The following is a 23801-nucleotide window of genomic DNA, read 5'->3' as shown; positions in this document are numbered from 1 at the left end:
AAGAGCCGTCAGATAAATCGCCGCAGGCAGGCCTGCGGCATTCGGCGTTACTGAGCAGCCTTGACCGCCGACGCCAGCTGCGCACTGGCCTTGGCCGGGTCCGCGTCCTTGTCGTTCATGAAATTGGTCACCACATCGAAGATCGCGCCCTGCACGGCCAGGGAGGTGGCCATGTTGTGCGCCATGCTCGGTTGCAGGCCGCCGGTCTTGTCGTCGGCCAGGAAGTCCTTGGCCGCCGCCTGGGCGCAGGAGTCGAAACCTTGCGCGGCCATGTCGTTGAGCATGTCGGTGCGCACCGGGATCGAACCCTTGTTGATGCTGAAGACCTTCTGGAAGTCCTTGCCCAGGGCGACCTTGGCCAGGTCCTGCTGCGCGGCGATATCGCCTTTGCGATCGGCCTTGAGCTTGAACACCGCCAGGGAGTCGATGTTGTAGGTGAAGGCTTTGTCGGTGCCCGGGAAAGCCACGCACTGGTAGTCCTTGCCGGCGACTTTCTTCGCCGCGGTCCACTCGCTCTTGGCCCAGTCGCCCATCATCTGCATGCCGGCCTTGCCGTTGATGACGTCGGCGGCAGCGATGTTCCAGTCACGCCCGGCGCGGTTCGGGTCCATGTAGCCGGTGACTTTCTTCAGCTCGGTGAAAGCCTTGGTCATCTCCGGGCCGGCGAGGGTTTTCTGGTCCAGGTCGACCAGGGCTTTCTTGTAGCCATCGGCGCCCATGACCGAGAGCACCACGTCTTCGAACACGGTGCTGTCCTGCCATGGCTGGCCGCCATGGGCCAGGGCGATGAAGCCGGCGGCCTTGAGCTTGTCGCCGGCGGCATAGAATTCTTCGAGGGTGGTCGGGGCCTTGTCGATCCCGGCCTTCTTGAAGACTTCCGGGTTGATCCACAGCCAGTTGACGCGGTGGATGTTCACCGGCACCGCGACATAGTCACCTTCGTACTTCACGGTGTCGGAGACTTTCTTGGAAAGCAGGCCGTCCCAGTTTTCCGACTTGGCCACATCTTTCAGCGCGTCGGTGCTGAGCAGGCCGGTGCTGCCCCACTCCTGGATGTCCGGGCCCTTGATCTGGGCAACGCCCGGCGGGTTGCCGGAAACGGCGCGGCTTTTCAGCACGGTCATGGCCGTGGCACCGCCACCGCCGGCGACTGCGCCGTCTTTCCAGGTGAAACCGTCTTTTTCGACTTGGGCCTTGAGCACATCGACCGCCGCTTTTTCACCGCCGGAAGTCCACCAATGGACGACTTCCACGGAGCCTTTGGCATCGGCGGCAACGGAAACGAGAGGGAATGCACTGAGGGGAAACAACGAGGCAACGGAAATGACAGCAGCTAGACGAGAAATCGCATTCATCTGAGGTGTACCTTTCTTGTTGTTATGCATGCAAGTCTGGTGCTTGCGCTGCATAGGATTCTAAACAGGGGACCCACCCGCGCAGGTAACGAAGGGATGCGCGAATGTCACCACATGGTTACACAATGCCCAGTCTAGACACTTCGGCCAGGGCTAACGCCATGCTCGGTGCCAGGGGCAGGCGCGGAATCAGCACCGCCTGCCAGGCGTGATACAGGTCCGGCTTGCCGGCCCAGATCTCGGCGCTGGGCCTGTTGTTGCTATCCAGCTCGTGATGCCAGCTGCCGTGCAGCGGGTCGATGAAATGCTCGGCAGTGAACTCCCAGAAGCGCCGATACCAGGTTTCGTACTGCGCCTCCCCGGTGCGTTGCAGCAAGGCACTGGCCGCCGCCGCGGCCTCGGCATGGGTCCAGTGCAGGCGCTGGCGCACCACGGGGCGCTGCTGCCAGTCCAGGGTGTAGACGATGCCCGGCGCGCCATCGACGTCCCAGGCGTCACGGCAGGCGTTCTCGAAGAGTTTCTGGGCATCCAGCAGCAGCCAGCCGGGGCTGAGCATGCCGGCCTGGCAGCGCGCGGCTTCCAGGTGCAGCAGCAGGCGGGCCCATTCGAAGGCGTGCCCGGGGGTGGTGCCATAGGGGCGGAAACCGTCGGCCGGATGTTCCTGGTTGTAATCCGGCAGCGGCTGCCACTGCCGGTCGAAATGCTCGATGACCCGGTAATCGCCGGCGGCGGCGTGCTCATGGATGACCCGCTCGACAATGTGCAGGGCACGGTTGAGCCAGCGCGGGTCCTGGGTGACATCGGCCAGGGCGAGGAACGCCTCGGTGGCGTGCATGTTGCTGTTGGCGCCGCGATAGGCCTCCTCGCCGCTCCAGTCGCGGTTGAAGGACTCGCGCATCGCGCCCTCCTCCTCGCTCCAGAAATGCGTTTCGATGACCCGGATCGCCTCCGCCAGCAAGGCCTCGGCGCCGGGGCGCGCGGCCACCACCGCGGAACTCGCCGCCAGGGCGACGAAGGCATGCAGGTAGGCGGCCTTGCCGCTATTGCCGTCGCCCTGTCCGGGGCTGGCGAACCAGCCGCCGTACTGGCCATCGTGCAGCGCACCGTTGAGCGCGGCGATGCCGTGGTCCACCAGCGCGGCGTAGCCGGGAATGCCCTGGATATGGGCCATGGCGAAACTGTGAGTCATGCGCGCGGTGTTCATGGTGCCGGCGCGGGCACCGCTCGGCAGGCGCCCGCGCTCGTCCAGGTCGCCGAAGCCTTCGGGCAGCCGTGCCGCGCGGGCGAACCCCAGCAGGCGCTGGCCTTCGGCGGCCAGCCATTGATGATGGGCAGGAGCGTTCAGCCAGCTGCTGAACGTCAGTGGAATAGTGTTCATGGCGAACCTGTTGTTGTTCTTATCAAGGCCTTGAGTCTAAACAACGGGTTCGCGCGGGCAGGTAACGAAGGTCACAGGAAATGTCACCAAGCCGTGACAAAACCCCTGTAGCCGCTGCCGCAGGTTGCGCTCGAGACCGCAGGGCTCGCAAAACCGGCGCCTCGGTCATACGACCAAGCGCGGCATAAAGTTTTACGACCGCTACGCGGCCGGGCGCAGGCTTCGCCAGCGGCTACGAAAGCATCAATCCATGGAGCGCGGCAGGTACAGGGTTACGCGCAAACCGCCTTCGCGCAGGTTCTGCAGGCTCACCTCGCCGCCATGGCTGTGGGCGATGTTGCGCGCGATGCCCAGGCCCAGGCCGTAGCCCTGCTGCTGGCCGGACAGGCGAAAGTGCGGCTCGAACACCTGCTCCAGGCGCTGCTCCGGCACGCCCGGGCCTTCGTCGTCGACATGCAGGATGAACGCATTGGCATCGTCGTCGATGTGCAGGTGGGCGTTCTGCCCGTACTTCAGCGCGTTGTCGATCAGGTTGCCCATGCAGCGCTTGAGCGCCAGGGGCTTGCCCGGATAAGGCGCCAGCGCCCGCCCCTGCTGGGTCACGCGGCCGTTGCCGTTGGGCGCCAGGTAAGGTTCCACCAGGCAGTCGAGCACCTGGTTGAGGTCCACCGGCTCGATGTTCTCGTGGATATCGGTGTCCTTGACGCATTGCAGCGCGCCCTTGACCAGCAATTCCAGCTCATCCAGGTCGCGGCCGAACTTGGTTTGCAACTGCTCGTCCTCCAGCAGTTCGACCCGCAGCCGCAGCCGGGTGATGGGCGTGCGCAGGTCGTGGGAAATCGCACTGAACAACTGGCTGCGCTCGGTCAGGTAACGGCTGATGCGCTCGCGCATGGCATTGAAGGCCCGGCCGACTTCCACCACTTCGCTGCCGCCGCCTTCGGCCACCGGCTGCACATCGGCGCCCAGGGACATGTCCCGCGCGGCCCGCGCCAGGCGCTTGAGCGGCCGGCTCTGCCAATGCACCAGCAGGCCGATGAACAACAGCAGGAAACCGCTGGTGAGCACGATGAACCACACCTGCTGCGCCGGCAGCCCCTGCTCTTCGAGGCTGGTGTAGGGCTCGGGCAACAGCGAGGCGATGTACAGCCACTCACCCGGCGCCATCTGGATCTGGGTGACCAGCACCGGCGGGTTCACCGGCTCCAGGGTCAGGGCGTAGTGGGCCCAGGAACGCGGCAACTCATCGAGTTTCAGACCGCCATTGAAAATCCGCAGATCCTCGGGGCTGACGAAGGTCACCGAGATGTAGGCGTCGTTGCCCAGGGACTGGCGCAGCACTTCCTCCACCGCCTTGAGCACCGCCTGCTTGCGTGGCGTGATGGGCAGCACTTCCATGCCCAGCGGCTTGTCGTTGAGGGTCACGACAAAACGGGTGCCGCCCATGCTGCGCAACTGGTCGAGCACCAGCGGCCGGTACGCCACCGGCAGCGAGCGAAAGTAGCTGACGCTGGCGGTCATCGAATGGGCCAGGCTGCGGGCGCTGGTGACCAGGCCTTCGAGCTGGGTGGCGCGCAATTGCGACACCCAGATCACACTGGACAAGGTTTGCGCGAACAACACCGCCAGCAGCGTCAGCAGCAACATCCGGCCCAGCAGCGAACGCGGCACCGGCACCCGCGCCAGCAACTTGCGCGGCCACTCAGTGAGCATTGCCGGCAACCACATTGGCTGCCAACTGGTAACCGCTGCCGCGCACGGTGCGGATCAGCCGCGGCGGCTTCTCGGTGTCGCGCAGGCGCTGGCGCAGGCGGCTGACCGCCATGTCGACGATACGGTCCAGGGGCATCAGCTCACGGCCGCGGGTGGCATTGCCGATGGTGTCGCGGTCGAGGATTTCCTGGGGGTGGTCGAGGAACAGCTTGAGCAGGGCGAAGTCGGCGCCAGAAAGGATCACTTCCTCGCCGTCGTTGTGGAACAGCCGGTGGCTAACCATGTCCAGGCGCCACTCGTCGAAGCACAGCACCTCGCCACCGGCGCGCTCCTGGCCGAACTGCGCACGGCGCAACAGGGCCTTGATCCGCGCCTGCAATTCCCGGGGGCTGAAGGGCTTGCCCAGGTAATCGTCGGCCCCCAACTCCAGGCCGATCACCCGGTCGGCTTCGTCGGAGCTGGCGGTGAGCATGATGATCGGCACCTGGCCGACCCGCGGATGCTGGCGAATCCAGCGGCACAGGCTGAAGCCGTCTTCGTCCGGCAGCATCACGTCGAGAATCACCAGGTCGCTCGGCGCCTCGTTCAGCGCCTGGCGAAAGCCGGCGCCGTTGGGCGTGCTGCGGACCTGGAAGCCGGCGCGACTGAGGTAGGTCTCCAGCAGCTCGCGGATTTCCTGATCGTCATCAACCAACAAGATCGACTTACTGACTGAACTCACGCGGGCCGTCCTTTGTTGTTATGGATGGGGCCGGATTATGCCTTACCGATCAACGAAACGTAGATACCAAGGCTCGGCAGCGGCTACAGAGGTAGAACTGGATCAGGCGAACGCCTGCTCCAGCGCCACCCCGGCACCGGTCAGGCCCGAGTACGGCGCCGTCACCAGCCACACAGGAATGCCCTTGAAGTAATCGCTCATGCAGCCCTTGTCGGCAAAACAACGGGCAAAACCGCTTTCGACGAAAAAGTCGGCGAACCGCGGGATCACCCCACCAACGATGTACACGCCACCGCGCCCACCCGTGGTCAACACGTTGTTGCCCGCCACCCGGCCCAGCCAGCAGCAGAACTGCTCGAGCACTTCCAGGGCGATGGGGTCGCCGGCCAGGCCCGCGGCGGTGATGGCTTCCGGGGTATCGAGCAACGGCTCGTGCCCGTCCACCGCGCAGATCGCCCGGTACACCCGGGGCAAGCCGCCGCCGCTGAGCGCGGTCTCGGCGCTGACGTGGCCGATCTCGCTGTAGAGGTGCTGCCACAACTGGGTTTCCCGCGGGCTGCTCAACGGCAGGTCGACATGCCCGCCCTCGCCCGGCAAGGCGGCCCAGCGGCCTTCGCCCAGATCCAGCAGGGTGCCGACGCCCAGGCCGGTGCCCGGCCCGATCACCACCGCCGGGCGCAACGGCTCGGCGGTGCCTTCGCAAACCACCCGGAACTCGCCGGGCTGCAGGCGGGTCATGCCCAGGGCCATGGCCGAGAAGTCATTGACCAGCAGCAGCTCATCGACCTGCAAGGTCTGGCAGAAGGCCTTGCGGCTCAGGCGCCAATGGTTGTTGGTAAAACGAAATTCGTCGCCGCCGACCGGGCCGGCCACCGACAGGCACACCGCACCGATCGCACCCGGCGCCAGGCCGAGGCCGCCCAGGTAGACGCCGATGGCTTCTTCCGGGCTGGCGTGGTCCGCCGTCGCCAGCACCTGGATCGACTCCAGGCGCTGGTCTTTCCACAACGCAAAACGCGCATTGGTTCCACCAATGTCACCGACCAGCGCTAACTTCACTTAAGGTTCTCCAGGGCAGAGGTAAAGGCGCTGGCGCCCTGCTCCGCCGAGCTGAAGGCCATGCGCATGAAACCGAACAATTCGCGGCCGCTGCCGACGTTGTTGCCCAGCAGGCCCTTGGCCGGCTCGCGGGCGGCGAATTCGTCGGCGTCTACCTTAAGCTCCAGCGTGCCCTTTACGCCATCCACGCGAATGATGTCGCCGTCGCGTACTCGCGCCAGCGCGCCGCCGACCTGGGCTTCCGGGCTGACGTGGATCGCCGCCGGGATCTTGCCCGAGGCCCCGGACATGCGCCCGTCGGTAACCAGCGCGACCTTGAAGCCGCGGTCCTGCAACACACCGAGGAACGGCGTCATCTTGTGCAGTTCCGGCATGCCGTTGGAGCGCGGGCCCTGGAAGCGCATCACCGCCACGAAGTCTTTTTCCAGCTCGCCGGCCTTGAACGCATCGGCCAGGTCCTGCTGGTCCTGGAACACCACCGCCGGCGCTTCGACGATCTGGTGCTGCAACGCCACGGCGGAGACTTTCATCACCCCGCGACCGAGGTTGCCTTCCATCACCCGCAGGCCGCCTTCCGGCGAGAACGCGCGGGCCACCGGGCGCAGGATGTTTTCGTCGAGGCTTTCGATCGGGCCGTCGCGCCACACCAGCTTGCCGTTGTCCAGGAACGGCTCCTGGGTGTAGCGGCTCAGGCCACGGCCGGCCACGGTATTGACGTCTTCGTGGAGCAGGCCGGCTTCCAGCAGTTCGCGGATCAGGAACGCCATGCCGCCCGCGGCCTGGAAGTGGTTGATGTCGGCCTTGCCGTTCGGATAGACGTGGGACAGGGTCGGCACCACCTCGGAGAGGTCGGCCATGTCCTGCCAGGTCAGCTGGATGCCCGCGGCCTGGGCAATCGCCGGCATGTGCAGGGTGTGGTTGGTCGAACCGCCGGTGGCGTGCAGGGCGACGATAGAGTTGACCAGCGAACGCTCGTCGACGATCTCGCCGATCGGCGTGAAGTTGCCGCTCTGCGCGGTCAGGCGGGTGACCTGCTGCGCCGCCTCATGGGTCAGGGCGTCACGCAGTGGTGTGTAAGGGTTGACGAAGGACGCGCCCGGCAAGTGCAGGCCCATGACTTCCATCAGCAGCTGGTTGGTGTTGGCGGTGCCGTAGAAGGTGCAGGTGCCCGGGCTGTGGTAGGACTTCATCTCCGATTCCAGCAGCTCTTCGCGGCTCGCCTTGCCCTCGGCGTAACGCTGGCGCACGTCGGCCTTTTCCTTGTTGGAAATGCCCGAAGGCATCGGCCCGCCCGGGACGAAGATGGTCGGCAGGTGGCCGAAGCGCAACGCGCCCATCATCAGGCCCGGGACGATCTTGTCGCAGATGCCGAGCATCAGCGCGGCGTCGAACATGTTGTGGGACAAGGCCACCGCGGTGGACAGTGCGATCACCTCGCGGCTCGGCAGGCTCAGCTCCATGCCGGCCTCGCCCTGGGTCACGCCATCGCACATGGCGGGCGTGCCGCCGGCGAACTGGCCGACCGAGCCCATCTCGCGCAGGGCCTTCTTGATCTGTTCGGGAAAGTGCTCGTACGGCTGGTGCGCCGAGAGCATGTCGTTATATGACGAAACAATTGCCACGTTGGCGGCATTCATCATGCGCAGGCTGTGCTTGTCTTCCGAGCCGCAGCCGGCAACGCCGTGGGCGAAGTTCGCACACTGCAGCTTGCCCCGTTGCGGGCCATCGCTGGCGGCGCCGCGGATCAGGGCGAGGTAAGCCTCGCGAGTGGCGCGACTGCGGGCGACAAGCCGTTCGGTGACCTCAAGAACGCGGGGATGCATGTGTAGAACTCCAGGCTAACGGATGTGGCGACCTGTTTGTCTATGCTGGTCAAAACGCCCGCGGCACAGGGGATGGCAGAGGGTTTCTTGACCATTTGGACCAGTTGATTCAGGTCACTCGTTGTAGATAAAACAAAATATTGCCATCAAAAAGGCTTGTTTTCTATTTTTTTGCGAATAATCTTGTAATTCCAACAACAAAACTACGGCGGGCGCTTTTCTAATGACTCTACGAATCGCAATCAATGGTTTTGGCCGCATCGGCCGCAACGTCCTGCGCGCACTTTATACCCAAGGCTATCGTCAGGATCTGCAGATCGTCGCCATCAACGATCTGGGTGATAGCTCGATCAATGCCCACCTGCTCAAATACGACACCGTCCACGGCACCTTCGATGCCGAGGTGCAGCACGATCAGGAAAGCCTGACCGTCAACGGCGACCGGATCGCCGTCAGCGCCATCCGCAATCCGGCCGAACTGCCCTGGGCCGCCGAGAAGATTGACGTAGTATTCGAATGCACCGGTCTGTTTACCGACCGTGCCAAGGCCGCCGCCCATCTCAGCGCCGGCGCCCGCAAAGTGATTATTTCCGCCCCGGCCAAAGGCGCCGACGCCACCGTGGTGTATGGCGTGAACCACGACATTCTGCGCCAGTCGCACCAGATCATTTCCAACGCTTCGTGCACCACCAACTGCCTGGCGCCGGTGGCCCAGGTGCTGAACCGCGAGCTGGGCATCGAAAGCGGGCTGATGACCACCATCCACGCCTACACCAACGACCAGAACCTGACCGACGTCTACCACAGCGATCCGTACCGCGCCCGTTCGGCCACCCAGAACATGATCCCGAGCAAGACCGGCGCGGCCGAAGCCGTGGGCCTGGTGCTGCCGGAGCTGGCGGGCAAGCTGACCGGCATGGCGGTGCGCGTCCCGGTGATCAACGTATCGCTGGTGGACCTGACCGTGCAGCTCAAGCGCAACACCACCGCCGAGGAGGTCAACGCCCTGCTCAAGAGCGCCAGCCAGCACTCGAAGATCCTCGGCTACAACAGCCTGCCGCTGGTCTCCAGCGACTTCAACCACAACCCGCTGTCGTCGATCTTCGACGCCAATCACACCAAGGTCAGCGGCGGCAAGCTGCTCAAGGTCCTGGCCTGGTACGACAACGAGTGGGGCTTCTCCAACCGCATGCTGGATAACTGCCTGGCCCTGTGCAGCGCCGAGTAAACCCACGGCCTGCGGCGCGGGAGCTGCCGCAGGCTGCGATCTTTTGATCTTCACATTCGAGGTTCAAGCGCGCAAAGATCGCAGCCTCGGCAGCTCCTGCAGACTCTCTCCCTCCCGGAGCCACCACCGATGATCGGTATCAGCTTCACCCAGGCCAGCATGGCGGCGCGCAAGCGCATCGCCCTGGTGGCCCACGACCATTGCAAGAGTTTCCTCCTCGACTGGGCCGAGCGGCAGAAAGACCGGCTCGCCGAGCACGATCTGCTGGCCACCGGCACCACCGGCCAGTTGCTGCACAAACGTCTCGGCCTGCCGGTGGAAAGCATGATCAGCGGCCCCCTGGGCGGCGACCAGCAACTCGGCGCGCGGATCGCCGAGCAGCGGGTGGACATGCTGGTGTTCTTCTGGGACCCCTTCGAACCCCAGCCCCACGATCCGGACATCAAGGCCCTGCTACGGGTCGCGGCGGTCTGGAACATTCCCGTGGCCTGCAACGAATGCAGCGCCGACTACCTGCTCAGCAGCCCGCTGATGGAGCAGGCGCACAGCTACCGGATTCCGGACTACCCGGCCTACCTCTCCGGGCGTCGATGATTCACTCAGGGCTTGACCTTCGACGTAGATGATAAGCATTATCATCTACTGAAAAAAATCAGCCAGGTCCTGTTGTGAGCCAATCCCGCTTCAATCACGTCTTTCTCACCCAGCGCGTTTCGCTGCTGCGCACGCTGGAGCGGATGGTCAACAACCACAGCACCGCCGAGGACCTGCTGCAGGAAACCTACCTGCGGGTGACCCGGGCCCTGAGCGAACGGGCCATCGACCACCTCGAACCCTTCGTCTTCCAGACCGCCCGCAACCTGGCGCTCGACCACCTGCGTGCGCGACGCATCCAGGCCCGCACCCTGCTCGAAGACGTGCCGGTGGACGTGGTCGAAAGCGTGGCCGCGCCCCTGAGCAGCGCCGAGGATGCCGCCCATGCCGAACAGTTGCTGGAACGCCTGAACATGAGCCTTGCCCAACTCAGCCCGCGCCAACAGCAGATCTTCATCCTCAGCCGCCTGCACGGCCACAGCTACCTGGAAATCGCCGAGAAACTCGAGGTCTCCCAAAGCACGGTACAAAAAGAACTGAAGCTGATCATGGCCATCTGCATCGGCGTCGCCGAGCGCTTGAACGGTCATTGAGGCCCAGCCGGGCGAGCGTCAGCCGCGGCCCTTTGCTACCCTTGACCGCCCTGCGCTCTCCATCTAAAAAACAGCCGTGCACAGACACAGCCGAGGAACACCCGTGACGGACATCCACCGCACCCAGCCGACCGCCCAGGACGGGGAAACAGCCACTCGCCGTACTGCGGATCAGGCCATGGACCAGGCCCTGGACTGGCTGATCCTGCTGGAGAACCCGAGCCCCGAGCAGACCCGGCAATTCCACGACTGGCTGAACGCCTCGCCCCTGCACAGCGCAGCCTTCGACAAGGCCCAGGCGATCTGGAACGGCCCGCAAGTGGTGCGCTGCGCGCAAAACCTGGACACGCAAAAAACCAAGCTCAGCCTGCTGTCGCGCCTGCGTCCGCACTGGCGGCCCCTGGCGACCGCGGCGGTGCTGATCCTCGGCCTGTTCAGTTTCAGCAACCTGCCCCTGCGCCTGCAGGCCGACCACCTGACCGTGGTCGGCGAGCGCCAGCGCCTGCAACTGGAGGACGGCTCGAAAGTCCTGCTCAACACCAACTCGGCCTTCTCCAGCAGCATCGACGAGCGCCAGCGCGTGGCCCGCCTGTACCAGGGCGAAGCCTTCTTCGAGATCCCCGCCAGCCGCGGCCAGCCACTGGAACTCGACGCCGGCCCGGTACGCGCCAGCGTGCGCGACACCGCCTTCGCCGTGCGTTACCTGGACGGCGTGGCCCAGGTGCGGGTGCAGCGCGGCGATGTCGATCTGCGCGCCACCCACGACGATGCCCGGGTGCGCCTGTCGGCCGGCGAAAGCATCCGCATCGGCCCCAACGGTTTCGACCGCCCGGCCAAGCTCGACCTCGACAAGGACCTGGCCTGGGTCCAGGGCCGGCTGGTGTTCGAGAACTGCCCGCTGAACCAGGTGCTGGCCGAATTGCGTCGGTATTACCCGGGCTGGATCGTCAACAACAACGAGCGCCTGGCCGATGTCGCGGTCACCGGCAATTACCGCCTCGACCAGCCGCTGGACGTGGTGCGCTCCCTGGCTCACATCACCTCGGCGCGCCTGCAGGAATTCCCGGCGCTGGTCATCCTCAACTAAAGCGCATTTATTTTTACGCGATCGCTGTCGGTCGTTCGTCTCGTTATAGCCAATGCAATTGATTCGCATTAAAAATGACGAATCAGCACCTATAAAGATTCGTGCGACACGGAGCGCTATCGATGTCCTCTCGCCTCAACAGCCGGTCCTCTTCATCCTCCCGCCAGGTCCGCCTGCAGAACTGCACGCTGTCCCTGCTGACCGCCGCCATCCTGCTGGCCGGGGCCGCGCCAGTCCTGGCCGCCACCGCCGGGGCCAAGGCCCTGCCGGCGCGCAACATGGGCGACTACAGCTTCGCCATCGACCAGCAGCCGCTGGTGTCGGCGCTGAACGCCTTTACCGCCGTCACCGGCTGGCAGGTCGGCCTGCCGGCGGAACTGGGCGAAGGCATCGCTTCCCCGGGCGTGCGCGGTTCGCTGCCACCGGAAAAAGCCCTGGACCGCCTGCTGATGGGCACCAACCTGAGCTACCGCAAGCTGGGCGCCAACAACATCGTCCTGGGAAAACGCGCCAGCGGCGGCGCCCTGAACCTGCAACAGGTGACCATCAGCGCCACGCGCCAGGAACAGGACGTCAGCAGCGTGCCCAGCACCGTGACCGTGCATGACCGCCAGGACCTGGACCGCAACAACGTCAACACCATCAAGGATCTGGTGCGCTACGAGCCGGGCGTTTCGGTCGGCGGCGCCGGCCAGCGCGGCGGTGGCATCAGCGGCTACAACATCCGCGGCATCGACGGCGACCGTGTCCTGACCCAGGTCGACGGCGTGGAGATTCCCAACGGCTTCTTCAACGGCCCCTATGCCAAGACCCAGCGCAATTACGTCGACCCGGAAATCATCAAGCGCGTGGAGATCCTCCGCGGCCCGGCCTCGGTGCTGTATGGCAGCAACGCCATCGGCGGCGCGGTCAGCTACTTCACCCTCGACCCGGACGACATCATCAAGCCCGGTAAAGACGTCGGCGCCCGCCTGAAGACCGGCTACAGCTCGGCCGACGACAGCTGGCTGAAATCCGCCACTGTGGCTGGACGCAGTGGTCAGTTCGACGGCCTGCTGCACTTCAGCCAGCGCGACGGCCACGAGACCGACTCCTATGGCAGCCACAACGGCACCGGCCTGGCGCGTACCGCCGCCAACCCGGAAGACGTGCGCACCAGCAACGTGCTGGCCAAGGCCGGCTGGAACTATGCCGACGACGCGCGCCTGGGCCTGACCTACGAGAAGTACAAGGACGACCGCGACACCAACCAGAAGAGCGCCGTGGGCGGCCCGTTCAACGCCGGCCAACCGCTGGGCATGTACCGCTCGCGCACCGGTAACGACACCATCACCCGCGAACGCTTCGGCCTGGACAACAACTTCGCCCTCGACAGCCTTCTGGCCGACCACGTGAAGTGGAGCCTGAACTACCAGATCGCCAAGACCGACCAGAGCACCCTGGAAAACTACTTCCCGTTCAGCCGCAACGTCATGCGCAGCCGCGAAACCCTCTACCAGGAAAAACAGTGGGTCTTCGACGCCCAGGCCGACAAGGCCTTCGCCATCGGTGAAACCGAGCACCTGCTGACCTACGGCACCACCATCAAGCAGGAAAAGGTCACCGGCTCGCGCAGTGGCAGCGGCACCTGCCTGGCGGTCGGTCGCGGTTGCACAGCGGTCGGCGCCATCAGCCCCTCCGACGTGCTGAAGAAGTCCAGCGACTTCCCCGACCCGACCATCAACACCTACAGCCTGTTCGCCCAGGACCAGATCAGCTGGAACCAGTGGACCTTCCTGCCGGGCCTGCGCTACGACTACACCCAGCTCAAACCGCACATCACCCAGGAGTTCCTCAACACCGTGGCCGCCGATGGCAATGGTGAGGTGAGCGACCAGAACAAGACCTGGCACCGGGTATCGCCCAAGTTCGGCCTGACCTATGCCCTGAGCGACCAGTACACCTGGTACGGCCAGTACGCCGAAGGGTTCCGCACCCCGACCGCCAAGGCGCTGTACGGCCGCTTCGAGAACACCACCACCGGTTACCGCGTGGCGCCGAACTCGAACCTCAAGCCGGAGAAAAGCCAGAGCTATGAAACCGGCCTGCGCGGCAACTTCGAGTCCGGCAACTTCGACGTGGCGGTGTTCTATAACAAGTACCGCGACTTCATCAACGAAGACGCGGTGACCCCGGGCTACGACGAACTGACATTCCAGAGCAACAACATCAAGCACGCCACCATCAAGGGCGTGGAAGTCAAAGGCCGGCTCAACCTCGACGCCCTGGGCGCGCCGCAGGGCCTGTACACCCAGGGTTCGGTGGCCTATGCCTACGGTCGCAACAACGACACCGGCGAACCCTTGAACGCGGTCAACCCGCTAACCGGCGTGTTCGGCCTGGGCTACGACCAAGACCACTACGGCGCCCTGCTCAGCTGGACCCTGGTGAAGAAAAAGGACCGCGTCGACAGCAGCAGCTTCAAGACCCCGGATGGCACCAGCAGCCAGTTCAAGACCCCGGGCTACGGCGTGCTCGACCTGACCGGCTTCTACAAGGTCAGCGACGACGTCACCGTCAGCGCCGGTATCTACAACCTGGCCGACAAGAAGTACTGGCTGTGGGATGACGTGCGCGGCTACGACAGCGTCGGCGAAGCCGCCGTGCTGAGCCCGGCCAACCTCGACCGCCTGACCCAGCCGGGCCGCAACTTCGCGGTCAACCTGATCTGGGACATCTGATCCGGTCTGCCTCACTGCGCTTTTCGATGGGGCGCAGTGAGGATTTTTTACTGTGCCGCGTCTACTTGTTCGTCTAGTTAGCAAGTGCTTCTCATTTCAAGCCGCTCTTATTTTTAAGCAGCTCTCATTTCCATTGACCAAGGACATCGTCATGACCACCCAGGATTCCCCACAGCGCCCGAGCCTGCGCTCCCAGCGCCTGAACCAGATCACCCACGAACCCCATGCCAGGCTCGACGCCCTGGTCAAGGCCCACGCGCCATTCGAAAGCGCCAGCAGCTTTGCCCGTTTCGTCGTCGCCCAGTACCTGTTCCAGTCCGAACTGGTCGCCCTGTACAACGACCCCGCGCTGATCGCCATCGTCCCGGACCTGGCAGAACGTTGCCGCGCCGAAGCGGCCAAGGCCGACCTGGCGGACCTGGACACCGAAGTCCCGGCCCCGGTGGCGGGCGCGGTGCAGAACCCGAGCAAGGCCGAGGCCCTGGGCTGGCTGTTCGTCTCCGAGGGCTCCAAGCTCGGCGCGGCGTTCCTGATCAAGCGCGCGGTGGGCCTGGGCCTCGGCGAAACCTTCGGTGCCCGGCACCTGGGCGAGCCGGCCGGCGGTCGCGCCGAAGGCTGGAAAACCTTCACCCGCACCCTCGATGGCCTGGCGTTCAGTGCCGAAGAGGAAGCCGCGGCGGAAAAAGGCGCGCTGGATGCCTTCAACCGCTTTACCGTGCTGCTGGAAAAGGCCTACGACACGGCGCCTGAACTGGCCTGATTTTTTCGCCGGCACCCTCGTTCCTGTATTGAAGGCGTAGACTCACGCCCGCTGCAGGAACGAACCCGCTGGCGTCAGCCGTTATTCCCACCTTTTGTGGATTGAGCCCCATGCTCGTCACCTCATCATCGAACCCATGACCGGCACAACCCGATCCCCGTCCAAGGCCTCCCGCCTGTTCTTCGGCTGCCTGGCTTACATCAGCCTGGCCATCGGCCTGATCGCCATCGTCGTCCCCGGCCTGCCGACCACCGAGTTCGTGCTCCTCGCCGCCTGGGCCGCGACCAAGAGCTCGCCACGCCTGAGCGCCTGGATGGAAAACCATCGCCTGTTCGGCCCCATCCTGAGCAACTGGCGCAACGGCCGGATCGTCAGCCGCCGGGCCAAGGTCAGCGCCACCGTCAGCATGCTGCTGTGCGCCGGCCTGATGCTGAGCCTGCTCAACCATCACTGGACCCTGTACCTGGCACTGGCCGGCATGGGCCTGGGCAACCTGTGGATCTGGTCGCGCCCGGAGGCTCTGGCCCAGGCCTCTTGATTCCTCTGCAAGAGCAGCCGGTCGACGTTCGGCTGCTCGCGACATGCCCTCCAGCGAAATCGCCCTGTTCCTCGTTTATGTCAAACACATGACCGCTCGTCGGCTTTTTCTCAGACAAATGCCGCCCAAGCCGATGTTCCGGGCATGGCGCTGAATGGACTTGGCGACCGGAGTCATCCGACTCACCGCTCCCCCCTATCCATTCGCGAGATCGCCCCATGTTCGACTCTCTGTCCATTCGCCTGAAAATCGTGCTGTTGTCCGGACTCTGCCTGCTCGGCGTGGTGGGCCTGATCGTCGGGATGAACATCTACCAGACCAACCAGAACGATCAATTGGTCAGCAGCTCCAGCTCGCGAATGCTCACCGACAGCGTGCAGAACCTGCTGCAGGCCAGGGCTGCGGAGCAGGCGGTGCGGGTACAGAAAACCTTTGGCGAGAGCCTGCTGGTGATCACCGCCCTGGCCGACCAGATCAACGACCTGCGGGCCATGGCCGGCAAGCGTTCGCTGGACGCCGCGGCGCTGCGTGAAGAGCTCAACCACAGCCTGAAAACCGCCTTCGAACGCAACACCAAGGTGCTGGGCATCTGGCTCGCCTATGAGCCCAACGCCCTCGACGGCAAGGACAGCGAGTTCGCCAACGACGCCGGCCACGCCTCCAACGAAGCCGGGCGCTTCGCCAGTTACTGGAGCCGTGCCGGCGGCACCGGGCTGAACACGGTGATGGTCGAAGAGGACATGAACAAGACCACCCTGAGCGTCAGCGGCACCCCCTACAACAGCTGGTACACCTGCCCGCGCGACAGCAAGCGCACCTGCTTGCTGGACCCGTACGCCGATACCGTGGGCGGCAAGCTGATGCTGATGACCACCATTTCCCTGCCGCTGATCGTCGACGGCAAAGTCATAGGCGTAGTCGGCGTGGACATCGCCCTGGATGCCCTGCAGGCCGCGGCCGCCGACTCCCAGCGCGGGCTGTTCGACGGGGCCGGGCACATGTTGATCGTCGCCGGCAGCGGCATCCTCGCGGCCTACAGCAACGATACGGCCAAGGTCGGCAAAGGCATCGCCGACACCCTTGGCGCCGAAGGCAGGGATGTGCTGCAACTGCTGGCCGGCAATACCCCGAAAATCCTCAAGCAGGGCGACCTGATCCGCGCCGTGTATCCGGTCAGCCCGATCGCCGACGCCCGTCCCTGGGGCGTGGTGATTGACCTGCCGGAGCAAGTGCTGCTGGCCGACACCGTGAAACTCCAGGGCGTGCTCGACGACGCCCAGGCCCAGGGCACCCTGGTGTCGCTGCTGGTGGCGGCGGTCGCCGGCGTGATCGGCCTGCTGCTGATCTGGCTGACCGCCTCCGGCGTGACCCGGCCAATCAACAGCGTCGCGCAGATGCTCAAGGAAATCGCCAGCGGCGACGGCGACCTGACCCAGCGCCTGAAGTACAGCAAGCAAGACGAACTGGGCGAGCTGGTGGGCTGGTTCAACCGCTTCCTCGACAAGCTGCAACCGACCATCGCGCAGATCAAGCAGAGCATCACCGACGCCCGCGGCACCGCCGACCAGTCCTCGGAGATCGCCCGCCAGACCAGCGAAGGCATGCAGGTGCAGTTCCGCGAAATAGACCAGGTGGCCACCGCTTCCAACGAAATGAGCGCCACCGCCCACGATGTCGCCAACAGTGCCTCGAACGCCGCCAACGCCGCCCGTGGCGCCGACCAGTCGGCCAGGGACGGCATGACCATCATCGAACGCAGCACCCGCGACATCAGCACCCTGGCCGAGGAAGTCAGCAAGGCGGTGGTCGAGGTCGAGGCCCTGGCGGTCAACAGCGAACAAATCGGCTCGGTGCTGGAAGTGATCCGCAGCATTGCCGAACAGACCAACCTGCTGGCCCTCAACGCCGCCATCGAAGCGGCGCGCGCCGGGGAAAGCGGCCGCGGCTTCGCGGTGGTCGCCGACGAGGTGCGCAACCTGGCCAAGCGCACCCAGGATTCGGTGGAAGAAATCCGCCTGGTGATCGAGCGCATCCAGAGCGGCACCCGGGGCGTGGTGGCGACCATGCATTCGAGCCAGGCCCAGGCCCAGAGCAACGCCGGGCAGATCCAGCAAGCGGTGCAGGCCCTGGGCAAGATCAGCGACGCGGTCACGGTGATCAGCGACATGAACCTGCAGATCGCCAGCGCCGCCGAACAGCAGAGCGCGGTGGCCGAAGAGGTCAACCGCAACGTTTCAGCGATCCGCAGCGTGACCGAATCCCTCACCGAGCAGGCCACCGAATCGGCCCAGGTCAGCAGCCAGCTCAACGCCCTGACCACCCAGCAGATGAAGCTGATGGACCAGTTCCGCGTTTGACCTTGCCCCTGATTCTGTAGGAGCGAAGCTTGCTCGCGATGGTCGCCAACGATGACGCGCACTCACTGGCTCAACGCGGCGCTCTCCGGTTCATCGCGAGCAAGCTTCGCTCCTACGGGGCGGGGGGCTGCGGCGCTTCACTTTTTTGATCTATGCTGCCCCCTCTCTTGCGGAGGGCCTGCAATGACCGATGTGCTGTCGTCTGTTCAAGCCGCGCTGGGCTTGCCTCTTACCCCGATTGCCTTGACCTCGGGCGGCGCCCTGCCCTCGGCCTTCGCCGTGACCGAACTGGCCAGCGCCAGCATCGCCGCGGCCGGCCAGGCGGCGGCCGGGCTGTTGTTCAGCCAGACCGGGCGCATGCCCACCCTGAGCGTCGACCGACGCCTGGCCTCCTTCTGGTTCGCCACCTCCCTGCGTCCGCTGGGCTGGAGCGTGCCGCCGCTGTGGGACCCGGTCGCCGGCGACTACGCCACCCAGGACGGCTGGATTCGCCTGCACACCAACGCGCCCCATCATCGCCAGGCGGCCGAACAGGTACTCGACCGGGTCGCGGACCGTCCGGCCATGGCCGCCAAGGTTGCGCAGTGGAACAAGAGCGACCTGGAGCAGGCGGTGGTCGAGGCAGGCGGCTGTGCTGCGGAAATGCGCAGCTGGGCCGAGTGGCAAGCCCATCCCCAGGGGCAGGCCGTGAATGCCGAGCCCCTGGTGCATTACGTGAAGCAAGGTGCAGACGCCGCGCAGCCCTGGCGCGGATCACTGTCACGCCCCCTGGCCGGGATCAAGGTGCTGGACCTGACCCGGGTACTGGCCGGTCCCATCGCCAGCCGCTTTCTGGCCGGGCTGGGCGCCGATGTGCTGCGCATCGACCCACCGGAGTGGAACGAGCCCGGCGTGGTCCCGGAAGTCACCCTGGGCAAACGCTGCGCCCGCCTGAATCTGCACGACGCCGCCGATCGCCAGGTCTTCGAAAGCCTGCTAAGCGAAGCCGACCTGCTGCTGCACGGCTACCGCGCCGATGCCCTGGAACGCCTGGGCTATGGTGCGGCCGAGCGCCAGCACCTCGCCCCGGGGTTGATCGACGTGTGCCTGAACGCCTATGGCTGGAGCGGCCCCTGGCAGAACCGCCGTGGCTTCGACAGCCTGGTGCAGATGAGCAGCGGCATTGCCGAGGCCGGCCAGCGCTGGCAGCAGGCGGATAAACCCGTACCGCTGCCGGTGCAGGCCCTGGACCACGCCACCGGCTACCTGATGGCCGCCGCCGCGATCCGCACCCTGAACGAACGACTGAAAACCGGGGCCGTCGGCAGCGCACGGTTGTCGCTGGCACGGACCGCCAAGCTGTTGATCGAGCGCCCCCCTGGCAACGCCGAGCCCGCCTTGCGCACCGAAGACCAGGACGATCAGGGGTTGCTGGTGGAGCAGACCTCCTGGGGCCCGGCCCATCGCCTGCAAGTACCCTTGCAGATCAGCGGCACGCCCCTGCAATGGGCCTACCCCGCCAGCGACCTGGGCGCGCATCGCCCAAAATGGTGAGCCCTGTGGCGCGTAACCCTGTAGCCGCTGCCGAGCAACGCGAGGCTGCGATCGGCCGCAAAGCGGACGTAAATCAGGCCGCGCGTTACGTCATTCATACCGCGTGCGCAGGGTTGGCGAGGACTGCGTCCTCGAGCGCAGCCTCGCAGGCTCGGCAGCGGCTACAGGTGCTGGGGAGATTACAAAGCCGTCCACAAATGCTGCGCCGCGTAACCGCGCCATGGCCGCCAGGCCTCGGCGCGGGCCAGCAACTGGCTGGCGCTGACCGGTCCGCCTTCGAGCGCCGCCAGGGCGTTGAGCAGGCCCACGTCCGCCGCGGGAAAGGCGTCCGCTTCACGGAACTGGCGCAGGGCCACGTAATGCGCGGTCCAGTCGCCGACACCCCACAGCGCCCGCAAGGCCGACAGGCTGTGTTCGAGGCTGGCCTTGGGGGCAAACAGCTGCGGATCGTCGAGTAGCGCCTGCGCCACGCCGGACAGGGTTCGGCCCCGACTGCGCGGCATGCCCAGGCTCGCCAGATCGGCGCCCGCCATCCGCCCCGGCTCGGGAAACACATGGCTCAACCCCGCTGGCGCCTCCCTGCAGCTCAATGGCTGGCCATACTGCGCCACCAGTTTGCCCGCCAGGCGGATGGCCGCCACCACCGTGATCTGCTGCCCCAGCACCGCGCGCACCGCCAGCTCGAAACCGTCCCAGGCACCGGGTACGCGCAGCCCCGGCCGCGAGGCGATCAAGCGAGCCATCAACGGATCGGCGGACAGTTGCCGGTGAATCGGCGCCAGATCGGTATCCAGGTCCAGCAGGCGGCGGATGCGCGCAGCGATCCGCGCGTGGGCCTGCGGATCGGGAAAGTGCAGGGTCAGCGCCAGCGCATCGCTGTCGCCCGGGCTCACACTGAACCAGCCGTGTACGCCATCGAGGCTGATGCTGCGCGAGTAGCGGTCGCCACTGACAGTCTCCAACCCCTCGATGGCCCGCGCCCGGAGAAAGGCCAGCATCGCCGGCCAGTCATAGGGCGGCTGGTAAACCAGCCTCACAGCGACAGCACACCGCTGTACAGGCCATAGGCGGCCAGGCTGGCCCCGGCGACCACGCAAGCGAAAATGCCCTTCTCGATACCGGTGAACAACGGCTCGCCCTGCTCGCGCTTGGCCTTGGCGAACAGGATCACCCCGGGGGCATACAGCAGGGCCGACAGCAGCAGGTACTTGACCCCACCGGCGTACAACAGCCAGACCGCGTAACACAGGGCCACGCCACCGATGCACAGGTCTTTCATGCGCTCGGCCGAGGCCCGCTCGTAGGTTTCGCCGCGGCCGCTGAGCAACACCGCATAGGCCGCCGACCACAGGTAAGGCACCAGGATCATCGACGACGCGAGGTAGATCAGGCTGGTGTAGGTCCCGGCGGAGAACAGGGTAATCAGCAGGAACACCTGGATCATGCTGTTGGTCAGCCACAGGGCGTTGACCGGCACATGGTTGGCGTTTTCCTTTTTCAGGAAGGCCGGCATGGTCCGGTCGCGGGCCGTGGCGAACAGGATCTCGGCACACAGCAGCGCCCACGACAACAAGGCACCGAGCAGGGAAACCGCCAGGCCGACGCTGATCAGCAACGCGCCCCAGGGACCGACGATGCGCTCCAGCACCGCCGCCAGCGACGGGTTCTGCAAGGTCGCCAGTTCCGGCTGGCTCATGATCCCCAGGGACAACACGTTGACCAGCACCAGCAGGGCCAGAACGCCGATAAAGCCGATCACCGTGGCCCGGCCGACGTCCGCACGCTTCTCGGCCCGGGCCGAATAGACGCTGGCGCCTTCGATGCCGATGAACACGAAGACCGTGACCAGCATCATGTTGCGCACCTGGTCCATCACCCCGCCAAAGTTCGGGTTGCCACGGCCCCAGATGTCGCGGGTGAAGATGTCCGCCTTGAACGCCACCGCGGCAATCACGATGAACATCACCAGCGGCACGATCTTGGCCACGGTGGTCAGCAGGTTGATGAACGCCGCTTCCTTGATCCCGCGCAGCACCAGAAAGTGCACCGCCCACAGCAGGACCGAAGCGCAGGCGATCGCCACCGGGGTGTTGCCCTGGCCAAACACCGGGAAGAAATAACCCAGGGTGCTGAACAGCAGCACGAAGTAGCCGACGTTGCCCAGCCAGGCACTGATCCAGTAGCCCCAGGCCGAAGAAAAGCCCATGTAGTCGCCAAACCCGGCCTTGGCGTAGGCGTACACCCCAGAGTCGAGTTCAGGCTTGCGGTTGGCCAGGGTCTGGAACACGAAGGCCAGGGTCAGCATGCCCACGGCGGTGATCGCCCAACCGATAAGGATCGCCCCGGCGTCGGCCCGGGCCGCCATGTTCTGCGGCAAGGAAAAGATCCCGCCGCCAATCATCGAACCCACCACCAGGGCGATCAAGGCGCCGAGTCGCAGTTTTTGTGTGGTTTGTGGCATGCCTACCTCTGCGTCCGGTCCAATTGTCCGACAACAAACTATATGAAATTAATTAACTTCCACAGATTGGAAACGGACTAAAAGAGTCAATTATTGATCTTTTTTGGATCAATCGACATGACGAGGATCAGAACATATTGAATAGTTTGGCTTTTTATTATGCATAAAACCTAAATGCCATCAGCGCGCCGGGCAGCCTTATAACTTTTTAATGAGTTGCGCATTCTTGAAAGCGGGCTAGCTTCAACCTGGCGCCAATGAGAAGACCTTTCATCTGGAACCCGAGGCCTTATGGAGTGGCGCTTTCAGGCTTCCCACCGGTTTCCGCAAAGACAGCTTAAGTCGTTCATTCACAATGGAATGTAGCAATGACCTGATCTAAATCAGCTGTTCGGATTTCTCGCAGATTTACTCTGACGTCTCTCTTCTCCTGCAATGGAGTCACGCAATGTCTGACACTCCCGGAAAACTACGGCTTGGTGCGTTAGTCGCCTTGGTAGTCGGCTCGATGATTGGCGGCGGGATCTTTTCCTTGCCACAAAACATGGCGGCAAGTGCCGATGTAGGCGCCGTTCTTATTGGCTGGGCTATTACCGCTGTCGGTATGTTGACACTGGCTTTCGTGTTTCAAACCCTGGCCAACCGCAAGCCTGATCTGGACGGTGGTGTCTACGCCTATGCCAAGGCCGGTTTCGGCGATTACATGGGCTTTTCTTCGGCCTGGGGCTACTGGATCAGCGCCTGGCTGGGCAACGTGGGGTACTTCGTACTCTTGTTCAGCACCCTGGGCTACTTCTTCCCGCTATTTGGGGAGGGGAATACTCCGGCCGCGGTGATCGGCGCCTCGCTGCTGCTGTGGGCCGTGCACTTTCTGGTACTGCGCGGGATCAAGGAAGCGGCGTTCATCAACCTGGTGACCACGGTCGCCAAGGTGGTGCCGCTGCTGCTGTTCGTACTGATCGCCCTGTTCGCCTTCAAGCTGGACATCTTCACCGCGGACATCTGGGGCGTGAAGAACCCTGACCTGGGCAGCGTGATGAACCAGGTGCGCAACATGATGCTGGTCACCGTGTGGGTGTTCATCGGCATCGAAGGCGCGAGCATCTTCTCCGCCCGCGCGGAAAAACGCTCGGACGTGGGCAAGGCCACCGTGATCGGCTTCATCACCGTGCTGCTGTTCCTGGTGCTGGTGAACGTGCTGTCGCTGGGCATCATGACCCAGCCGGAGCTGGCGAAGCTGCAGAACCCGTCGATGGCGGCGGTGCTCGAGCATGTGGTCGGCCACTGGGGCGCGGTGTTGATCAGCGTCGGCCTGATCATCTCGCTGCTGGGGGCACTGCTGTCGTGGGTGCTGCTGTGCGCGGAGATCATGTTCGCCGCGGCCAAGGACCACACCATGCCGGAGTTCCTGCGCCGCGAGAACGCCAACCACGTGCCGGTCAACGCCCTGTGGCTGACCAATGCCATGGTGCAGATCTTCCTGGTCATCACCCTGTTCTCGGCCAGTACCTACCTGTCGCTGATCTACCTCGCCACCTCGATGATCCTGGTGCCCTACCTGTGGTCGGCGGCCTATGCCGTGCTGCTGGCGGTGCGCAGCGAAACCTACGAAGCGGCCCTGGCCGAACGCAAGAAAGACCTGCTGATCGGCTCCATCGCCCTGTTCTACGCGATCTGGCTGCTGTACGCCGGCGGGGTCAAGTACCTGCTGCTCTCCGCCCTGCTCTACGCCCCCGGCGCGATCCTGTTCGCCAAGGCCAAGCGGGAGTTGGGCAAACCGATTTTCACCAACGTCGAGAAGCTGATTTTCGCCGCAGTGGTCATAGGCGCCCTGTTGGCCGCCTACGGGCTCTACGACGGCTTCCTGACCCTGTAACCGCA

18 protein-coding genes and 1 pseudogene are annotated in these 23801 nt (G+C 64.8%); 11 read left to right on the top strand and 8 right to left on the bottom strand.

Annotated elements, in window-relative coordinates; translation table 11 throughout:
* Window positions 1-47 precede the first annotated feature (47 nt).
* The 6 genes from AC07PQ_RS19610 to edd all read right to left on the bottom strand — a co-directional run bounded on the left by AC07PQ_RS19610 (window position 48) and on the right by edd (window position 8049).
* On the bottom strand, window positions 48-1355 hold the full coding sequence (locus AC07PQ_RS19610; RefSeq protein ID WP_007926323.1) for an ABC transporter substrate-binding protein: 1308 nt from the start codon (window positions 1353-1355) through the stop codon (window positions 48-50).
* A 118-nt stretch (window positions 1356-1473) separates the two neighbouring features.
* The gene (locus AC07PQ_RS19605; protein ID WP_493186078.1) at window positions 1474-2733 is read right to left on the bottom strand and encodes a D-mannose isomerase; all 1260 of its coding nucleotides are present in this window, start codon (window positions 2731-2733) and stop codon (window positions 1474-1476) included.
* A gap of 243 nt (window positions 2734-2976) precedes the next feature.
* Window positions 2977-4404: an ATP-binding protein gene (locus AC07PQ_RS19600; RefSeq protein WP_202949040.1), complete on the bottom strand. Its 1428-nt coding sequence runs from the start codon at window positions 4402-4404 to the stop codon at window positions 2977-2979.
* 31 nt (window positions 4405-4435) lie between these two features.
* On the bottom strand, window positions 4436-5167 hold the full coding sequence (locus AC07PQ_RS19595) for a response regulator (protein ID WP_007926317.1): 732 nt from the start codon (window positions 5165-5167) through the stop codon (window positions 4436-4438).
* A gap of 102 nt (window positions 5168-5269) precedes the next feature.
* Complete coding sequence (locus tag AC07PQ_RS19590; RefSeq protein WP_102678987.1) at window positions 5270-6226, bottom strand: glucokinase; 957 nt, start codon at window positions 6224-6226, stop codon at window positions 5270-5272.
* Window positions 6223-8049: a phosphogluconate dehydratase gene (edd, locus tag AC07PQ_RS19585; RefSeq protein ID WP_007926313.1), complete on the bottom strand. Its 1827-nt coding sequence runs from the start codon at window positions 8047-8049 to the stop codon at window positions 6223-6225. Before edd ends, AC07PQ_RS19590 begins: the two co-directional genes overlap by 4 nt.
* 223 nt (window positions 8050-8272) lie before the next feature.
* On the opposite strand from edd, the gene gap reads away from it, so the two are divergent.
* The 10 genes and pseudogenes from gap to AC07PQ_RS19535 all read left to right on the top strand — a co-directional run bounded on the left by gap (window position 8273) and on the right by AC07PQ_RS19535 (window position 19459).
* Entirely contained in the window at window positions 8273-9277 is a 1005-nt protein-coding gene (gene gap / locus AC07PQ_RS19580; RefSeq protein WP_007926310.1) for a type I glyceraldehyde-3-phosphate dehydrogenase, read from the top strand.
* Between the two features lie 129 nt (window positions 9278-9406).
* A complete protein-coding gene (locus AC07PQ_RS19575) occupies window positions 9407-9871 on the top strand; it encodes a methylglyoxal synthase (protein ID WP_007926308.1) in 465 nt (154 codons plus the stop codon).
* A gap of 74 nt (window positions 9872-9945) precedes the next feature.
* Window positions 9946-10464, top strand: coding sequence for an RNA polymerase sigma factor (locus AC07PQ_RS19570; RefSeq protein WP_007926306.1), 519 nt, complete (start codon window positions 9946-9948; stop codon window positions 10462-10464).
* A gap of 103 nt (window positions 10465-10567) precedes the next feature.
* A complete protein-coding gene (locus AC07PQ_RS19565) occupies window positions 10568-11551 on the top strand; it encodes a FecR family protein (protein ID WP_007926304.1) in 984 nt (327 codons plus the stop codon).
* A gap of 122 nt (window positions 11552-11673) precedes the next feature.
* Window positions 11674-14271, top strand: a complete 2598-nt coding sequence (locus AC07PQ_RS19560) for a TonB-dependent receptor (protein ID WP_493186079.1) — start codon at window positions 11674-11676, stop codon at window positions 14269-14271.
* 151 nt (window positions 14272-14422) lie between these two features.
* Window positions 14423-15031 carry a biliverdin-producing heme oxygenase gene (locus AC07PQ_RS19555; RefSeq protein WP_007926298.1) on the top strand — a complete coding sequence of 203 codons (609 nt, stop codon included), beginning with the start codon at window positions 14423-14425 and terminating at the stop codon, window positions 15029-15031.
* Between the two features lie 136 nt (window positions 15032-15167).
* On the top strand, window positions 15168-15569 hold the full coding sequence (locus AC07PQ_RS19550; RefSeq protein ID WP_007926296.1) for a YbaN family protein: 402 nt from the start codon (window positions 15168-15170) through the stop codon (window positions 15567-15569).
* Between the two features lie 218 nt (window positions 15570-15787).
* A pseudogene (locus tag AC07PQ_RS19545) lies at window positions 15788-17068 on the top strand (methyl-accepting chemotaxis protein); the annotation flags it as partial.
* A gap of 102 nt (window positions 17069-17170) precedes the next feature.
* Window positions 17171-17926, top strand: a complete 756-nt coding sequence (locus AC07PQ_RS19540) for a methyl-accepting chemotaxis protein (protein WP_371925243.1) — start codon at window positions 17171-17173, stop codon at window positions 17924-17926.
* A 183-nt stretch (window positions 17927-18109) separates the two neighbouring features.
* On the top strand, window positions 18110-19459 hold the full coding sequence (locus tag AC07PQ_RS19535; RefSeq protein ID WP_493186080.1) for a CoA transferase: 1350 nt from the start codon (window positions 18110-18112) through the stop codon (window positions 19457-19459).
* A 179-nt stretch (window positions 19460-19638) separates the two neighbouring features.
* On the opposite strand, the gene AC07PQ_RS19530 is transcribed toward AC07PQ_RS19535, so the two are convergent.
* Both AC07PQ_RS19530 and arcD (AC07PQ_RS19525) read right to left on the bottom strand, forming a co-directional pair.
* Window positions 19639-20496 carry a DNA-3-methyladenine glycosylase family protein gene (locus AC07PQ_RS19530; protein ID WP_493186081.1) on the bottom strand — a complete coding sequence of 286 codons (858 nt, stop codon included), beginning with the start codon at window positions 20494-20496 and terminating at the stop codon, window positions 19639-19641.
* A complete protein-coding gene (gene arcD, locus AC07PQ_RS19525) occupies window positions 20493-21920 on the bottom strand; it encodes an arginine-ornithine antiporter (protein WP_087090282.1) in 1428 nt (475 codons plus the stop codon). The genes AC07PQ_RS19530 and arcD (AC07PQ_RS19525) overlap by 4 nt, the downstream gene beginning before the upstream one ends.
* 448 nt (window positions 21921-22368) lie before the next feature.
* Between arcD (AC07PQ_RS19525) and arcD (AC07PQ_RS19520) the strand changes: the two genes are divergently transcribed.
* Window positions 22369-23796 carry an arginine-ornithine antiporter gene (arcD, locus tag AC07PQ_RS19520; protein ID WP_493186082.1) on the top strand — a complete coding sequence of 476 codons (1428 nt, stop codon included), beginning with the start codon at window positions 22369-22371 and terminating at the stop codon, window positions 23794-23796.
* The last annotated feature ends 5 nt before the right edge of the window (window positions 23797-23801 follow it).

Source organism: Pseudomonas sp. GW821-FHT09E12 (assembly GCF_059416085.1).
This window is presented reverse-complemented; position numbering and strand designations above follow the sequence as displayed.

Bases quoted from the DNA above. Each gene is read 5' to 3' on its own strand.
- arcD (WP_493186082.1), top strand. From the start codon at position 22,369: ATGTCTGACACTCCCGGAAAACTACGGCTTGGTGCGTTAGTCGCCTTG.
- AC07PQ_RS19575 (WP_007926308.1), top strand. From the start codon at position 9,407: ATGATCGGTATCAGCTTCACCCAGGCCAGCATGGCGGCGCGCAAGCGC.
- AC07PQ_RS19610 (WP_007926323.1), bottom strand. From the start codon at position 1,355: ATGAATGCGATTTCTCGTCTAGCTGCTGTCATTTCCGTTGCCTCGTTG.
- edd (WP_007926313.1), bottom strand. From the start codon at position 8,049: ATGCATCCCCGCGTTCTTGAGGTCACCGAACGGCTTGTCGCCCGCAGT.
- AC07PQ_RS19560 (WP_493186079.1), top strand. From the start codon at position 11,674: ATGTCCTCTCGCCTCAACAGCCGGTCCTCTTCATCCTCCCGCCAGGTC.
- AC07PQ_RS19535 (WP_493186080.1), top strand. From the start codon at position 18,110: ATGACCGATGTGCTGTCGTCTGTTCAAGCCGCGCTGGGCTTGCCTCTT.
- AC07PQ_RS19555 (WP_007926298.1), top strand. From the start codon at position 14,423: ATGACCACCCAGGATTCCCCACAGCGCCCGAGCCTGCGCTCCCAGCGC.
- arcD (WP_087090282.1), bottom strand. From the start codon at position 21,920: ATGCCACAAACCACACAAAAACTGCGACTCGGCGCCTTGATCGCCCTG.
- AC07PQ_RS19540 (WP_371925243.1), top strand. From the start codon at position 17,171: ATGCAGGTGCAGTTCCGCGAAATAGACCAGGTGGCCACCGCTTCCAAC.
- gap (WP_007926310.1), top strand. From the start codon at position 8,273: ATGACTCTACGAATCGCAATCAATGGTTTTGGCCGCATCGGCCGCAAC.
- AC07PQ_RS19550 (WP_007926296.1), top strand. From the start codon at position 15,168: ATGACCGGCACAACCCGATCCCCGTCCAAGGCCTCCCGCCTGTTCTTC.
- AC07PQ_RS19605 (WP_493186078.1), bottom strand. From the start codon at position 2,733: ATGAACACTATTCCACTGACGTTCAGCAGCTGGCTGAACGCTCCTGCC.